Annotated in this window: 12 protein-coding genes; 4 read left to right on the forward strand and 8 right to left on the reverse strand. The window is 70.9% G+C overall.

Features of this window, described 5'->3' with window-relative positions; translation table 11 throughout:
• Positions 1-164 precede the first annotated feature (164 nt).
• Genes ACZ5SK_RS21135 through ACZ5SK_RS21145 form a run of 3 tightly spaced genes read right to left on the reverse strand, consistent with a single transcriptional unit; the run spans position 165 to position 4,742 of the window.
• Positions 165-2,126 carry an ABC transporter permease/substrate-binding protein gene (locus ACZ5SK_RS21135; protein WP_334579737.1) on the reverse strand — a complete coding sequence of 654 codons (1,962 nt, stop codon included), beginning with the start codon at positions 2,124-2,126 and terminating at the stop codon, positions 165-167.
• Positions 2,116-3,729 (reverse strand): sugar ABC transporter ATP-binding protein, encoded by a 1,614-nt coding sequence (locus ACZ5SK_RS21140; protein WP_361700696.1) that lies wholly within the window; start codon positions 3,727-3,729, stop codon positions 2,116-2,118. The genes ACZ5SK_RS21135 and ACZ5SK_RS21140 overlap by 11 nt, the downstream gene beginning before the upstream one ends.
• Positions 3,726-4,742, reverse strand: a complete 1,017-nt coding sequence (locus ACZ5SK_RS21145; RefSeq protein ID WP_361700693.1) for a LacI family DNA-binding transcriptional regulator — start codon at positions 4,740-4,742, stop codon at positions 3,726-3,728. Before ACZ5SK_RS21145 ends, ACZ5SK_RS21140 begins: the two co-directional genes overlap by 4 nt.
• Positions 4,743-4,994: 252 nt before the next feature.
• On the opposite strand from ACZ5SK_RS21145, the gene ACZ5SK_RS21150 reads away from it, so the two are divergent.
• From ACZ5SK_RS21150 to ACZ5SK_RS21160, 3 genes are all read left to right on the forward strand, one after another.
• Positions 4,995-5,288: a hypothetical protein gene (locus tag ACZ5SK_RS21150; RefSeq protein ID WP_319676982.1), complete on the forward strand. Its 294-nt coding sequence runs from the start codon at positions 4,995-4,997 to the stop codon at positions 5,286-5,288.
• Positions 5,289-5,387: 99 nt separating this feature from the next.
• Positions 5,388-7,643, forward strand: coding sequence for an SF1B family DNA helicase RecD2 (gene recD2, locus ACZ5SK_RS21155; protein ID WP_334579740.1), 2,256 nt, complete (start codon positions 5,388-5,390; stop codon positions 7,641-7,643).
• Positions 7,644-7,944: 301 nt separating this feature from the next.
• Positions 7,945-9,234: a citrate synthase gene (locus ACZ5SK_RS21160; protein WP_319676980.1), complete on the forward strand. Its 1,290-nt coding sequence runs from the start codon at positions 7,945-7,947 to the stop codon at positions 9,232-9,234.
• 761 nt (positions 9,235-9,995) lie between these two features.
• Here the strand turns inward: ACZ5SK_RS21160 and ACZ5SK_RS21165 are convergent.
• Both ACZ5SK_RS21165 and ACZ5SK_RS21170 read right to left on the reverse strand, forming a co-directional pair.
• Positions 9,996-12,239: a heavy metal translocating P-type ATPase gene (locus ACZ5SK_RS21165; protein ID WP_334579741.1), complete on the reverse strand. Its 2,244-nt coding sequence runs from the start codon at positions 12,237-12,239 to the stop codon at positions 9,996-9,998.
• Positions 12,240-12,334: 95 nt separating this feature from the next.
• Positions 12,335-12,574, reverse strand: a complete 240-nt coding sequence (locus ACZ5SK_RS21170) for a heavy-metal-associated domain-containing protein (protein WP_334579742.1) — start codon at positions 12,572-12,574, stop codon at positions 12,335-12,337.
• Positions 12,575-12,770: 196 nt separating this feature from the next.
• Here ACZ5SK_RS21170 and ACZ5SK_RS21175 point away from each other — a divergent pair, with 196 nt between their 5' ends.
• Positions 12,771-13,814 (forward strand): zinc-dependent alcohol dehydrogenase family protein, encoded by a 1,044-nt coding sequence (locus ACZ5SK_RS21175; RefSeq protein ID WP_361701136.1) that lies wholly within the window; start codon positions 12,771-12,773, stop codon positions 13,812-13,814.
• Between the two features lie 36 nt (positions 13,815-13,850).
• On the opposite strand, the gene ACZ5SK_RS21180 is transcribed toward ACZ5SK_RS21175, so the two are convergent.
• From ACZ5SK_RS21180 to ACZ5SK_RS21190, 3 genes are all read right to left on the reverse strand, one after another.
• A complete protein-coding gene (locus ACZ5SK_RS21180; RefSeq protein WP_334579744.1) occupies positions 13,851-14,051 on the reverse strand; it encodes a helix-turn-helix transcriptional regulator in 201 nt (66 codons plus the stop codon).
• A gap of 336 nt (positions 14,052-14,387) precedes the next feature.
• The gene (locus ACZ5SK_RS21185; protein WP_334579745.1) at positions 14,388-15,347 is read right to left on the reverse strand and encodes a helix-turn-helix domain-containing protein; all 960 of its coding nucleotides are present in this window, start codon (positions 15,345-15,347) and stop codon (positions 14,388-14,390) included.
• A 105-nt stretch (positions 15,348-15,452) separates the two neighbouring features.
• On the reverse strand, positions 15,453-16,019 hold the full coding sequence (locus ACZ5SK_RS21190) for a class I SAM-dependent methyltransferase (protein WP_334579746.1): 567 nt from the start codon (positions 16,017-16,019) through the stop codon (positions 15,453-15,455).
• Position 16,020 lies beyond the last annotated feature (1 nt).

Below are 16,020 nucleotides of genomic sequence, written 5' to 3' on the forward strand. Positions count from 1 at the left end.
GCCGGTCCCGGAGGCCGGACCCGGGGGTCGGTGCCGGACCCGGCCCCCGGCCCCCGGCCCCCGGCCGCCGAACCCCGGCCGCCGGACCCCGGCCGCCGAACCCCCGGCGCCGGACCCGCACGCCAGCCCCTGGCCCCCGGCCCGGCCCCCGCCCCCGCCGAATGTCAGCCGCTGAACCCGTTCACGTTTTCCTTCGTGACCACCTTCACCGGTACCTTCACCGTCTGCTCGACCTTCTTGCCCTGCAGCGCCTTCAGCGCGTTGTCCACCGCGATCCTGCCCAGCTGGGACGGCTGCTGCGCCACGGACGCGTACAGCGTGCCCTGTTCAACGGCCTTGAGACCGTCGGGGGTTCCGTCGAAGCCGACGACCTGGACCGACTTGCCGGCCTTGGAGCCGAGCGCCTTGATCGCGCCGAGCGCCATCTCGTCGTTGGCGGCGATGACGCCCTGGACGTCCGGGTGGGCCTGGAGCAGGTTCGACATCACGTCGAGTCCCTTGGTGCGGTCGAAGTCGGCCGGCTGCTGGGCCACGACCTGGATGCCGGGGTAGGCCTTCAGCCCCTTGGCGAAACCTTCCGCCCGCTCCCGCGCCGCCGACGTGCCCGCCTGGCCCTGCAAAATCACGATCTTGCCGGCGCCGCCCAGCTTCTCGGCGACCGTCTTGGCGGCGAGCTCGCCGCCCGCCACGTTGTCGGAGGCGACGAGCGCGTCCACCGTGGCCTTGTTGACGCCCCGGTCGACCGCGATGACCGGGATCTTCGCCTTGTCGGCGGCCTTCACCGAGTTGCTCGCCGCGTCCGAGTCCACCGGGTTGACGATGATGGAGTCGTAGCCGGAACTGGTGAAGTTCTGCAGCTGGTTGGCCTGCTGCGAGGCGTCGTTCTGCGCGTCGGTGACGGTCAGGTCCACGCCCAGCTTCTTCGCCTCGGCCTTCGCGCCCGACTGGATCTGCACGAAGAACGGGTTGTTGAGGGTGGACAGGGCGAGCCCGACCTTCGGGTTCGCGGTCGACGAGCTGCCGCTGTGCAGGAAGGAGGTCGCGCCGACGATCGCCACGGTGACCACGGCCGCGAGACCGTACGTCGCCGCCTGCTTCCCCTTGCCGCCGCCGATGCCGACCCCGGCGCCGGCCGCCGCCGGGCTCGCCCCCGCCTTGCGGCGCAGGGTGTCGAGCAGCACGGCCAGCGCGATGACGACACCGATGACGACCTGCTGCCAGAACGCGGAGACGGACAGCAGGTTCAGGCCGTTGCGCAGCACCGCCAGGATCAGCGCGCCGATCAGGGTGCCCGACGCCTTGCCCGTGCCCCCGGCGAGGGAGGCGCCGCCGATGACGACCGCGGCGATCGCGTCCAGCTCGTAGCCGTCGGCCGCCTGCGGCTGCGCGGAGGACAGCCGGGAGGCGAGCACGATGCCCGCCGCGGCGGCGAACACACCGGACAGCGCGTAGATCGCGAGCTTCTGCCGCTTCACCCGCAGACCGGAGAGGCGGGCCGCCTCCTCGTTGCCGCCGATGGCGTACATCGAACGGCCGATGTACGTCCGGCCGAGCACGAACGCGGCGATCAGGCCCATGACGACCATGACCAGCACCGGCACCGGCAGCCAGCCGCCGAGCGTGTCGCCGAGGTGCGAGACGGAGTCGGGGAAGGCGATCGGCGAGCCCTCGGAGATCACCAGCGACAGACCGCGCCCCACCGACAGCATCGCGAGCGTCGCGATGAACGGCGGCAGCTTGCCGTAGGCGATGAGGAAACCGTTCACCAGACCGGCCGCGACACCGGTGGCGACGGCCAGGACCACCGCTATGACCACCGGCACGCCCTGCTGCGTGGCGCTCCACGCCAGCACGGTCGCCGACAGCGCCGCCACCGAGCCGACCGACAGGTCGATGCCCGCCGAGACGATCACGAAGGTCACGCCGAAGGCGAGGATGGCGGTCACGGCCGCCTGGACACCCACGTTGAGCAGGTTGTCCGTGGTCAGGAAGTCGCCCGACAGCGCCGACATGGCGATGACGAGGACGATCAGCGCGGTCAGCGCGCCGTTGTCGAGCAGCAGACGGCGGACCGCCGCGGCGCCGCCACCGGCGCCCGTCGTGCTCAGATGCGTGTCAGCGGCCACGGCCGGCCTCCACTTCAGTGGTCGGAGGGGTGTCAGGGGTGTCAGGGGTGTCAGTGGCACTGGAGGTGCCGGGGGTACTGGAGGTGCCGGGGGTACTGGAGGTGCCGGGAGTGCTGGGGGTGCTCACGGCCAGGGCCATCACGGCGTCCTGGGTCGCGTCCTGCGCCGACAGCTCGCCGGCGATCCGGCCCTGGGCCATCACCAGCACCCGGTCGCTCATGCCGAGCACCTCGGGCAGATCGCTGGAGATCATCAGGACGGCGGCCCCGGCGGCCGTCAGCTCGTTGATCAGCTGGTAGATCTCGACCTTCGCGCCGACGTCGATGCCGCGTGTCGGCTCGTCGAGGATCAGCACCCTGGTGTCGGCCAGCAGCCACTTGCCGATGACGACCTTCTGCTGGTTGCCGCCGGACAGGGTGCGCACCTGCTGGCCGAGCCCGGCCATCCGCACGCCGAGCTGTTCGGCGATCCGCGCCGCCGCCTCGTGCTGGCCCTTGAGGTCGACGAGTCCGCCACGGGTCGCGGTCCGCATGGTCACGAGCCCGAGGTTCTCCTCGACCGACTGGTCGAGCACCAGCCCCTGGCCCTTGCGGTCCTCGGGCACGAGCCCGATCCCGGCGGCCATCGCGGCCGGCACGTCATACCCGGGCAGCCGGTCGCCCCCGACCCGCACGGCTCCCCGGTCGTACGGGTCCGCCCCGAACACGGCCCGTACCACTTCGGTACGGCCCGCGCCGACGAGCCCGGCGATGCCGACGACCTCACCGGCGTGCACCTCGAAGCTGACGTCGTGGAAGACGCCGTCCCGCGTCAGCCCCTCGACGGACAGCAGCGCGGCCCCCGTCCCGGCGCGCTCCCTCGGATACTGCTGCTCGATGGAGCGGCCCACCATGAGCCGCACGAGCTCGTCCTCGGGCGTCGAGGCGGGCACCTGGCCGACCGACTTCCCGTCCCGGATGACCGTGACCCGGTCGCCGAGGGCGGCGATCTCCTCCAGGTGATGCGTGATGAAGACGATGCCGACGCCGTCCTCGCGCAGCCTGCGCACGATGGCGAAGAGTTTCTCGACCTCCTCGGAGGTCAGCACGGCGGTCGGCTCGTCCATGATCAGCACGCGCGCGTTCAGGCTGAGCGCCTTGGCGATCTCGACCATCTGCAGCCAGGCGATGCCGAGTTCACGCACCCGCGCGCGGGGCGACACGTTCACCCCGACCCGCTCCAGCAGGACGGCGGCGTCCGCCTCCATCTTCTTCCGGTCGATCATCCCGAAGCGGCGCGGCTGCCGTCCCAGGAAGATGTTCTCGGCGACCGTCAGATCGGGTACGAGGTTGAACTCCTGGTAGATGGTGGCGATGCCGAGGCGCTCGGAGTCCTGCGCGCCATGGATGCGCACCTCCTCGCCGCCGGCCAGGATCCGCCCGGCGTCGGGCCTGTAGGCGCCGGAGAGCATCTTGATGAGGGTGCTCTTGCCCGCGCCGTTCTCACCGAGCAGCACATGCACCTCGCCCCGGCGCAGGTCGAAGTCGACGCCGTCGAGCGCGACCACCCCGGGGAAGGACTTGCGTATGCCTTCGATGCGCAGCAACTCGTCCGCGTTGCTCACGTCTGGCTCCTGTTCGTTACGGGGGACTCGCCGCACGAGCGGCGTACGACGAGACGGGCGGCGAAGGTGACGGACTGCGGGGGGCGTCCCTCGATGCGGTCGACCAGGGCCCGTACGGCGGCCCGGCCCAGCTCGCCCGTGGGCTGGGCGATGGCGGTGACCGGCGGATCGGTGTGCACGAACCACGGGATGTCGTCGAACGCGGCCAGCGCGAGATCCTGCGGAACCCGCAGCCCACGCGCGCGTACGGCGTCCAGTGCGCCCAGTGCCATCAGGTTGTCGGCCGCGAAGACGACCTCGGGCGGCTCGGGCAGGTCGAGGAAGCCCTCGGTGACCCGGCGTCCGCTCTCGGCCTGGAAGTCGCCCTGCCCTATGTAGGCGTCCGGGAGGGGAAGCCCGTACTCGGCCATGGCGGCCCGGAAGGCCTCCACGCGCTCGCTGCCGGTGGTGGTGGCGGCGGGGCCCGCGATGATGGCGAGCCTGCGGTGCCCGAGCCCGTGCAGATGCGCCACGAGGTCGCGCACGGCGGTCCGGCCGTCGGCCCGTACGACCGGCACGTCGACGCCCGGGATCCACCGGTCGACGAACACCATCGGCGTCCCCGCGCGCGCGGCGTCCAGCATCAGCGGGGAGCCGCCGTCCGTGGGGGAGACCAGCAGGCCGTCGATCCGGCGGTCCAGCAGGGTCCGTACGTGATGGTCCTGAAGGTCGGGCCGCTCGTCGGCGTTGCCGATGATGACGCTGTACCCGAGCGCGCGGGCCTCCTCCTCGACGGAGCGGGCCAGCTCGGTGAAGTAAGGGTTCATCACGTCGCTGATGACCAGACCGAGGGTGCGGGTCTGGTCGGTGCGCAGCGACCGGGCGACGGCGTTCGGGCGGTAGCCCAGCGTCTCGACGGCGGTCAGCACGCGCGTGCGTGCGTCCTCGCTGACCGACGGATGGTCGTTCAGGACGCGCGACACCGTGGCGACGGAGACCCCCGCCTCGGCAGCGACGTCCTTGATGCTCGCCATCGCCGCTCCACCTCCTCGTGGACTCGGTTCATGAACGTCATGAAGTTGTGGAATCGATTACATCGACGTGTATGGAGGATTGGAATCGATTACATGGGGGTTAATCAAGCCTCAGGCGTGGCTGAAACCGGATCGTGATGAACGCCCCGGCGAAGCGATCTAGGCTTCCCCTGTCCGTCACGGGTGGCATGCCCGTGCCAATCAACAGGGGAGATTTCAGTTATGCGCGTTGGGCGGATACTCGGTGCGTCCATGGGTGCGGCCGCCCTGGTCGGGACCTCGTTCGTGGCCGCCACCCCCGCGGCGGCGGCGGGCTGCACGGCCAAGGCCCTCGAGACCGTGATCATTCGGTCCACGACCAGCACCAGCGGCACGGCCCTCGCCCAGATCAACAAGGGTTCGAGCGCGTCGGCGTCCTGCTTGGACTACTTCGGCACCTCCTCGTACGAGAAGTGCGGCATCGTCAGCAAGCGCTGGGTGAAGGTCACGAGGAGCGGTGTCACCGGCTATGTGGTCGGCACCTGCGTGATTCTCGACCAGGTCTGACCGAACTCCCGGCGCCGAGCCCCCCGGCACCGAGCCTCCGGCCGCCGACAGGATCGGCCGCGGGGCGGGCCTGTCGGTGCCGGGCGGTACCGTCGGATCATGACCGATCAGGCGGGGGCCTCCCAGGCGGGAGAACGGCGACTGGCCACCCTCGAAGGCGTGCTCGAACGCATCACGTACGCCAATGAGGACAACGGCTACACGGTCGCCCGGGTCGACACCGGCAGAGGCGCCGGCGACCTTCTCACGGTCGTCGGCGCGCTGCTCGGCGCGCAGGTGGGGGAGTCCCTGCGCATGGAGGGCCGCTGGGGCTCGCACCCCCAGTACGGCAAGCAGTTCACCGTCGAGAACTACACGACCGTGCTGCCCGCCACCGTCCAGGGCATTCGTCGCTACCTGGGATCCGGCCTGGTCAAGGGCATCGGCCCGGTCTTCGCGGACCGCATCACGCAGCACTTCGGCGTGGACACCCTGACGGTCATCGAGGAGGAGCCGAAGCGCCTGATCGAGGTGCCCGGCCTCGGCCCGAAGCGCACCAAGAAGATCGCCGACGCCTGGGAGGAACAGAAGGCGATCAAGGAGGTCATGCTCTTCCTCCAGACCGTCGAGGTGTCCACCTCCATCGCCGTGCGCATCTACAAGAAGTACGGCGACGCCTCCATCTCCGTGGTGAAGAACCAGCCGTACCGGCTGGCGGCCGACGTCTGGGGCATCGGGTTCCTGACCGCCGACAAGATCGCCCAGTCCGTCGGCATTCCGCACGACAGCCCGGAGCGCGTCAAGGCGGGCCTGCAGTACGCGCTGTCCCAGGCCACCGACCAGGGCCACTGCTACCTCCCCGAGGAGCGGCTGATCGCCGACGCGGTGAAGCTGCTGCAGGTCGACACCGGCCTCGTCATCGAGTGCCTGGCCGCTCTCGCGACTCCCCCGGAGGAGGGCGAGGACCCCGGGGTCGTCCGGGAGAAGGTCCCGGCGCCGGACGGCGGGGAGCCCGTCACGGCCGTCTACCTGGTCCCCTTCCACCGTGCCGAACTCTCCCTCTCCGCCCAGCTGTTGCGCCTGCTGCGCACCGGCGAGGACCGGATGCCGGCCTTCCGTGACGTGGCCTGGGACAAGGCGCTGGCCTGGCTGAGGACCCGTACGAAGGCCGAGCTCGCGCCCGAGCAGGAGGCCGCCGTCAGGCTGGCGCTGACCGAGAAGGTCGCCGTGCTCACCGGCGGCCCGGGCTGCGGCAAGTCCTTCACCGTGCGGTCGATCGTGGAGCTGGCCCGCGCGAGGAAGGCCAAGGTGGTGCTGGCGGCCCCCACCGGCCGCGCCGCCAAGCGCCTGGCCGAGCTGACCGGCGCGGAGGCCTCCACCGTCCACCGTCTGCTGGAGCTCAAGCCCGGCGGCGACGCCGCCTACGACCGCGACCGCCCGCTGGACGCCGACCTGGTGGTCGTCGACGAGGCGTCGATGCTGGACCTGCTGCTGGCCAACAAGCTGGTCAAGGCCGTGCCTCCGGGCGCGCACCTGCTCTTCGTCGGGGACGTCGACCAGCTCCCCAGCGTCGGCGCGGGCGAGGTGCTGCGCGACCTGCTCGCCGACGGCAGCCCCGTCCCGGCCGTGCGCCTCACGCGCGTGTTCCGCCAGGCCCAGCAGTCGGGCGTGGTGACCAACGCGCACCGGATCAACGCCGGGCAGCATCCGGTCACTGACGGCATGAAGGACTTCTTCCTGTTCGTCGAGGACGACACGGAGGAGGCGGGCCGCCTCACGGTGGACGTGGCGGCCCGTCGCATTCCGGCCAAGTTCGGTCTCGACCCGCGCCGGGACGTGCAGGTCCTGGCGCCCATGCACCGCGGTCCGGCAGGCGCCGGCGCCCTCAACGGCCTGCTCCAGCAGGCCGTCACGCCCGGCCGCCCCGACGTTCCCGAGAAGCGGTTCGGCGGCCGGGTCTTCCGCGTCGGCGACAAGGTCACCCAGATCCGCAACAATTACGACAAGGGGAAGAACGGTGTCTTCAACGGCACCGTGGGCGTGGTCACCTCGCTCGATCCGGTCGACCAACGCCTCACCGTGCTGACCGACGAGGACGAGGAGGTTCCGTACGAGTTCGACGAACTGGACGAACTGGCCCATGCGTACGCGGTGACGATCCACCGTTCACAGGGAAGTGAATATCCCGCCGTGGTGATCCCCGTCACCACGGGAGCATGGATGATGCTCCAGCGGAACCTTTTGTATACGGCCGTCACCCGCGCGAAGAAGCTGGTCGTGCTCGTCGGGTCACGCAAGGCGATCGGCCAGGCGGTGCGCACGGTGTCCGCGGGCCGCCGCTGCACGGCCCTGGACTTCCGGCTCGCCGGGCAGTGAGCGGGCGGGCGCCGGGTAGTGAGGCTTGTGCGGGTCGGGGTGGGCTTGTCGGGTCGGTGTGGGCTGGTGGGGCCGGTCAATGAGCGGTGGCCACAAAAAATGATCGATCAAATGAGTCACAAAGGTCACAGGGCTCTTCCACAACCGTGACCAAGGCGTCAGGATGGGCTAGTTGGCGGCACTGAGTGCCGCCGATAAGCCCAATGGTCGACCCCGAGTGCACTCTCCTGCGCCAAATGGGGGATGGTAGAGACAGTCAGGGCAACCTCGAAGAAGAGGCACAACGTCGGTGAGGGATGACGTGAGCGACAACTCTGTAGTACTGCGGTACGGCGACGGCGAGTACACCTACCCGGTGATCGACAGCACCGTCGGCGACAAGGGCTTCGACATCGGGAAGCTTCGCGCCCAGACTGGTCTGGTGACCCTGGACAGCGGCTACGGCAACACCGCCGCCTATAAATCCGCCATCACCTACCTTGACGGCGAACAGGGCATCCTCCGGTACCGCGGCTACCCGATCGAGCAGCTGGCCGAGCGTTCGACCTTCCTCGAGGTCGCCTACCTGCTGATCAACGGCGAGCTGCCGACCGTCGACGAGCTCACCGTCTTCAAGAACGACATCACGCAGCACACCCTGCTGCACGAGGACGTCAAGAACTTCTACCGCGGCTTCCCGCGCGACGCGCACCCGATGGCGATGCTGTCGTCGGTCGTCTCGGCGCTGTCCACGTTCTACCAGGACAGCCACAACCCGTTCGACGAGAAGCAGCGCAACCTCTCCACGATCCGGCTGCTCGCCAAGCTTCCGACGATCGCGGCGTACGCCTACAAGAAGTCGATCGGCCACCCGTTCGTCTACCCGCGCAACGACCTCGGCTACGTCGAGAACTTCCTGCGCATGACGTTCTCGGTGCCGGCGCAGGAGTACGTCCCCGACCCGGTCGTCGTCTCGGCGCTCGACAAGCTGCTGATCCTGCACGCGGACCACGAGCAGAACTGTTCGACGTCCACGGTCCGCCTGGTCGGCTCCTCGCAGGCGAACATGTTCGCGTCGATCTCGGCCGGCATCAACGCCCTGTGGGGCCCGCTGCACGGCGGCGCCAACCAGTCCGTCCTGGAGATGCTGGAGGGCATCCAGGCGAACGGCGGCGACGTCGACTCCTTCATCCGCAAGGTGAAGAACAAGGAAGAGGGCGTCCGCCTGATGGGCTTCGGCCACCGGGTGTACAAGTCCTTCGACCCGCGCGCGAAGATCATCAAGGCGGCGGCGCACGACGTCCTCTCGGCCCTCGGCAAGTCCGACGAGCTGCTGGACATCGCGCTGAAGCTGGAGGAGCACGCGCTCTCCGACGACTACTTCGTCTCGCGCAACCTCTACCCGAACGTCGACTTCTACACCGGCCTGATCTACCGGGCCATGGGCTTCCCGACCGAGATGTTCACGGTCCTCTTCGCCCTGGGCCGCCTCCCGGGCTGGATCGCCCAGTGGCACGAGATGATCAAGGAGCCCGGCTCCCGCATCGGCCGCCCGCGCCAGATCTACACCGGCGTGGTGGAGCGCGACTTCGTGCCGGTCGAGCAGCGCTGACACCTGCCGCTGGGGGCGCCGCGTCACGGGGTGCCCGTCACTTGGTTTTCCGACTGCCCGGGATCTGCGTCCCGGGCAGTCGCATGTGCGGGTCCTGGGGTGCGTGTCAGGGTGCGGATGGGTGGGGGCTGGTCGCGCAGTTCCCCGCGCCCCTGAGGCCGGGACGGCCGGCCCGTCTCAAGGGCTCCCGCGTGCGGGCATACGGAAGGCGCCCCGGCGCCAGTCCCCCCACGGGCCGACGACCAGGGCGCCTTCCCATGTCCCGGTGCGGATTCCCCCCACGGGATCCGGCCGGGCGTTGTGAGGACAGCGCCTGAATTCGCTGTTTTCGTAACCATCTTCGGTTGTCGTGCCTGCGGTGAGCAGAACGAGCAGAACTCGCCGTACCACCGTTGTGTGCGATCTGCCGGGACAGCGCACGCTGGGAGGGCCGCTCAAAGCTTCCCGGTGTACTGCCCCGGCAACGCATCTCTGAGGAAGTCCCCCAAGACATCCCCAGATGTCAGGTCACGCCCCCCAAGACGCTTCCTGACATCGTCAACTTAGACCTTCGAGCCCCTTCGATGGTTACGTTCGCATCACTGTGATCTGTGTCTCTTGCATATGTCCGTTAAATGCGCAAGAGACCGGATACAGCGATCGGGGCCCATGCGTAAGGATGATGCGCGAGCCTTGTGAAGAGCTTATGTGAGGCTCGCGCAGGACTCCAGGGGGTCTCTCCTAAAGGCGCGGTATTAGTCGTACGACTCGTTACTCCGCGGTTACTTGAAGGCGCGCAGCCGAAGGCTGTTCGTCACGACGAAAACCGACGAGAACGCCATCGCCGCCCCCGCGATCATCGGGTTCAGCAGTCCGGCCGCGGCCAGCGGCAGCGCGGCCACGTTGTAGCCGAACGCCCACACCAGGTTGCCCTTGATCGTCGTCAGGGTCCGCCGGGACAGCCGGATCGCGTCAGCGGCCACCCGTAGATCCCCGCGTACCAGGGTCAGGTCGCTCGCCTCGATCGCCGCGTCCGTGCCCGTCCCCATGGCCAGCCCCAGGTCGGCGGTGGCGAGCGCCGCCGCGTCGTTGACCCCGTCCCCGACCATCGCGACGACCCGGCCTTCGCCCTGCAGCTCCCGCACGACGTCGACCTTGTCCTCGGGCAGCACCTCGGCGATCACCCGATCGATCCCGACGGCCTCGGCGACCGCCTCCGCGACCGCCCGGTTGTCCCCGGTCAGCAGCACCGGAGTGAGCCCCAGCGCCCGCAGCTCCCGCACCGCCTGCGCGCTGGTCTCCTTCACCGCGTCGGCGACCGCGAGCACTCCGCGCGCCTCGCCGTCCCACCCCACGAGGACGGCCGTACGACCGCCCCGCTCGGCCTCGTCCTTGGCGCGCGCCAACGCGTCCGGGACGGTCTCGAAGAGGCGCCCCACGGCGACCTCCCGGCCCGCCACCCGGCCCCGCACACCCCGCCCGGGCACGTTCTCGAACCGCTCGGCCGCCGGCAGCTCCCCGACCCGCTCCTCGGCGCCGGCCGCCACCGCCCGCGCGAGCGGATGCTCGGAGGCGTGCTCCAGGCCGCCCGCGAGCCGCAGCAGCTCCTGCTCGTCGGTGCCGTCGACGACCGTCACGTCCTGGAGCGTCATGCGTCCCGTGGTGACGGTCCCGGTCTTGTCGAGGACGACCGTGTCGACGCGGCGCGTGGACTCCAGCACCTCGGGGCCCTTGATCAGGATGCCGAGCTGCGCGCCGCGGCCGGTGCCGACCATGAGCGCGGTCGGCGTGGCGAGCCCGAGCGCGCAGGGGCAGGCGATGATCAGGACGGCGACGGCCGCGGTGAACGCGGCGGCCGTGTCACCGGTGGCGACGAGCCAGCCGCCGAAGGTGGCGAGCGCGATCAGCAGCACCACCGGCACGAAGATCCCGGAGATCCGGTCGGCCAGCCGCTGCACCTCGGCCTTGCCGGTCTGCGCCTCCTCGACCAGTTGCGCCATGCGCGCGAGCCGGGTGTCCGCGCCGATCCGGGCGGCCTCGACGACCAGCCGGCCGCCGGCGTTCACGGTGGCCCCGGTGACGGCGTCGCCCGGTCCGACGTCGACCGGCACCGACTCGCCGGTCAGCATCGAGGCGTCCACGGCGGACACGCCCTCCACGACCGTCCCGTCGGTGGCGACCTTCTCCCCGGGCCGCACCACGAACCGGTCCCCGACCGCCAGCCGGTCGACGGGAATCCGCACTTCCCTGCCGTCCCGCAGTACGGCCACGTCCTTCGCGCCCAGCTCCATCAGCGCCCGCAGGGCCGCCCCGGCGCGCCGCTTGGAGCGGGCCTCCAGGTAGCGGCCGAGCAGGATGAAGGCGGTGACGCCGGCGGCGACCTCCAGATAGATCGCCGACGCGCCGTCCGTACGGGAGACCGTGAGCTCGAAGGGGTGGCGCATGCCGGGCATGCCCGCGTCGCCGAAGAACAGCGCCCACAGCGACCAGCCGAGCGCGGCCAGCGTGCCGACGGAGACCAGCGTGTCCATGGTGGCCGCGCCGTGCCGCAGATTCGTCCAGGCGGCCTTGTGCAGCGGGCCGCCGCCCCAGACGACCGCGGGCGCCGCGAGCGTCAGCGAGAGCCACTGCCAGTTGTCGAACTGCAGCGACGGGACCATCGCGAGCAGCACGACGGGCGCGGCGAGCAGCACGCAGACGAGCAGCCGGTGCCGCAGGGAGGCGAGTTCGGGATCCTGTGGGGCGTCGTTGGGGACCGGTTCCGGCGCGCGCACCGGCGCGGGCTCCTCGGCCGTGTAGCCGGTCTTCACGACGGTCGCGATCAGCTCGGCGACCTGGATCCCCGCCGGGTAGCTGACCTTGGCCTTCTCCGTCGCGTAGTTGACCGTCGCGGTGACGCCGTCCATGCGGTTGAGCTTCTTCTCGACGCGGGCCGCGCAGGAGGCGCAGGTCATCCCGCCGATGAGCAGTTCGACCTCGGAGGTCGAAGCGGCTATCGGCGTCTGTGCGGTGGCGGTGCTGGTCATGTCCGTACTCCAGGAAGCGGACCGGACCGTACGGAACCAGTATCAGCTGGTCGGCACGGCCCGGTGGGTGGAGGAAGGGGGGTGTCGAGGGTGCCTCAGGCCTGGCCGACCAGCTCGAAGCCGGCCTCGTCGACGGCGGCGCGGACGGCCTCCTCGTCGAGCGTGCCGACGGAGACGACCGTGACCTCGCCGGTCGAGGCGACGGCCTGCACCGAGGTGACCCCGGAGAGCTCGGAGAGCTCGCCGGAGACGGCGCCCTCGCAGTGGCCACAGCTCATGCCGCTCACCTTGTAGACGGTGGTGACGGAGCCCGGGGTGTCGGTTTGCGCGGTCATGTCGTTCTCCTCGTTGCTGCGCAGGCGGTAGCGGCAGGTGGGGCGGGGGGCTCTTTGAGGGCCTCCCGTCAACCAACACTATACCCCTAGGGGGTATTTCCCAAGGAGGGTCGGCCGTGTCGACGGGCGCGACCGGCGACGATGTACCCGAACAACCGGGCGGAACCCGCGGACGAGAACGGCGATGGGAGCGCAGATGCGAGCGGTGGTCTTCGAGCAATACGGTGAACCCGCCGAAGTGCGTGACCTGCCCGACCCCCGACCGGCTCCCCACGGCGTGGTCGTGCGCGTGGAAGCCACCGGTCTGTGCCGCAGCGACTGGCACGGCTGGATGGGCCACGACCCGGACATCGCACTCCCGCACGTGCCGGGACACGAACTCGCCGGCGTGGTCGAGTCGGTCGGCGCTCGCGTCAGCGGGTGGCAGCCCGGTGACAGGGTCACCGCCCCCTTCGTGTGCGCCTGCGGAACCTGCGGCGCCTGTGCCGCCGGCGACCATCAGGTGTGCGAGCGCCAGACCCAGCCCGGCTTCACGCACTGGGGCTCCTTCGCCCAGTACGTGGCCCTGGACCACGCCGACGTGAACCTCGTCGCGATCCCCGACGACCTGTCGTACGCCACCGCCGCCTCCCTGGGCTGCCGGTTCGCCACCGCGTTCCGGGGGGTCGTGCAGCAGGGCCGGGTCGCCGCGGGGGAGTGGGTGGCGGTGCACGGCTGCGGGGGCGTGGGCCTGTCGGCGGTGATGATCGCGGCGGCCTCGGGAGCGCGGGTGATCGCCGTGGACGTCTCCCCGACGGCGCTGGACCTGGCACGGAAGTTCGGCGCGGCGGGGTGCGTGGACGGGGCGCGGGTGCCGGACACGGCGGAGGCGGTCCGCGAGCTGACCGGAGGCGGCGCCCACCTCTCCCTCGACGCCCTCGGCTCCCCCGCCACCAGCGCCGCCTCGGTCAACGGCCTGCGCCGCCGGGGCCGGCACGTCCAGGTCGGCCTGCTTCCCTCGACGGACGGCACGACCCCCGTCCCGCTGGCCCGCGCCATCGCCCTGGAACTGGAGATCCTGGGCAGCCACGGCATGGCCGCGCACGCCTACCCGCGGATGCTGGAGCTGGTCCGCACAGGGGTGCTGCGCCCCGACCTCCTGGTGACGTCGAAGATCCCCCTGGGCGCCGCCCCGGACGCGCTGGCGGCGCTGGGGACGGCGCCCGGAGCGGGGGTGACGGTCATCGAACCGTGGAGCTGAGGGCCGACCGCCGTCCCTGGGTCCTCCCGGTGGAGGTCAGTCGAGTCTGCGGCCCCGGTTGCCCGGCCGGGAGGCGACCCAGGCGCGGACGGTGTCGGCGTACCAGAAGGGCTTGCCGCCCTCGACGCGGTCGGGCGGGGGCAGCAGTCCGTGCTTGCGGTAGGACCGTACGGTGTCCGGCTGCACCCTGATGTGAGCCGCGATCTCTTTGTAGGACCAGAGCCTTCGGTCGGTCATGAGCTGCACCTCCCTGCGCGCGAGGGGGCGGCGGCCGGGAGGCCGCCCGGGGGAGCCCGGCGCGCGCTGGCGATCACCAAGCCTGTGCCCCGTGAACGACGCTCGGTGACGGTGAGGAAGTGGCTGTTGACCATGTGTGACGCAAGACCCGCGTACACGGGACATGTGTGACGAGAAAGGGGTTTTTGTGACACGAGTGACGCAAAGGCGTACGTGGTGCCCGTCGACAGGGGTCGGGCCGGCCCCGCTGCGACAGGCCCGGCCCGACCCCGTTCCCCGCCGTCCCCCCGGAGCAGCCGGAGCAACCGGATCAACTGGCAGGACCCCAGCGTGTATTCAGCCGGCGTGCCCGGTCTTGGAAAAATGCGCACCCGGTCCGGACCAATCGTCGTGCGGGGCCGGCAGGACCAGACTCGTCGCCTCGCCGCTCACCCGGTCCGCCACCGGCGACACCGCCGCGGGGAGCCGCCTGGCCTGCGTGAACTCCCTGGGGGTGCATCCCGTCATCGCCTTGAACTCGCCGCTGAGATGGGCCTGGTCGTAGAAGCCGCAGAGCGCCGCGGTCTCCGCCGCGCTCTGCCCCTGCGCGAGCAGCCGACGGGCGCGTTGCAGGCGCAGCACGCGGGCCGCCGCCTTGGGGCCGAGGCCGATCTGCTCCCGGAAACGGCTCTCCAGCTGCCGTACGCTCCAGCCGACCTCCTCGGCCAGCCGCGGAACCGGCATCACGCCGTCCGTGCGCACCAGCAGCGACCAGGCCCGCGCCACCCGCTGCGAACACGGCGTCCCGGCCTGCTGCCAGCGGCCGAACACCTCGTCGAGCAACGCGAACCGCCGCTCCCAGCTCGGCAACGCGGCCAGCGCACCGGCGAGTTCACCGAGGGGCGAGCCCAGGGCGTGCGGCAACTCGTCCGGGTCCACGGTGCGGTTGACGAGCTCGTACTGCGGGGTGCCGAACAGCGTGAACGCGGCCCACGGCGCGAGCAACACCTCGATGCCCGACATCCGCCCCCCGTGCTCACCCACGGCCGGCGTGGTCGTGGGCCCGCAGTACAGGGACACCAACGTGTCCGGGGGCCGCCCCGCACGCGTGATGCGAACGGGCTCCCCGAACCCCAACAGCAGGGTCGAGGCCCCGATCGGCGTCTCCAGCCGTCGGCGGGGCCGATTCATCGCAAGCCGGACCCCGCGATAACTCATCACCCCGGGCCGCAGCCGGGGATGGGGCAGGGCGAGGGCGAACTCCCAGGACCCGCCGGTCCCTTGTCCCGCCCGTATGTGCACGGCGCTGGCAACCATGGGCCCCCATGCTAGGAGCGGCGAGCGCGGTTCCCCAGGGGCGCGGCGCCGACGCGCGCGGTGGGGCCCCGGTCGTGGCCCTCGCGCGCGTGGGTCTGCTTCGGGTCAGGGCTTTCGGGTGGCCCGGTGCACGAAGGCGGGCGGCAGGTTCGGCCACACCACCCTCGAACGCTCCAACCGGCCGAAACGGCAGGCGAGTTCGGCGGTGAAGTGACGGGCGGGCGGAGTCCAGGCCGCATGCAGATACGCGAAGGTGGTGAACCGGCCCCCGGGCGCGAGGACTTCGGTCACGGCGTCCAGGATGCGCCCGCGCTGTTCCCTCGGCATGACCGTCCACGGCAGCCCGGAGACCACCGCGTCGACCGGTTCGCCCACCGCGGCGGCCAGCTCGGCGGCCGAACCCTGCACCACGGTCAGCCGTGTGTCACGGCGGGTGTCCGACAGCCGGGCCGCGAGCACCGGGTTGAGCTCGACCGCGACGACCCGTGCGTCGGGCGCGAGCCGGGCGAGGATGGCATCGGTGAACACCCCGGTCCCCGGGCCGAGTTCGGCAACGATCCGGGCCCGTTCCAGACCGATGCCTTCGGTCATCGCGTGCGCCAGCCGCCGTGAACTGGCCGCCACGGCCCCGGTCATGAGGGGCCGCCTGAGGAACTCGGTGGTGATCGACATG

It is taken from the genome of Streptomyces sp. NPDC031474, assembly GCF_055581185.1.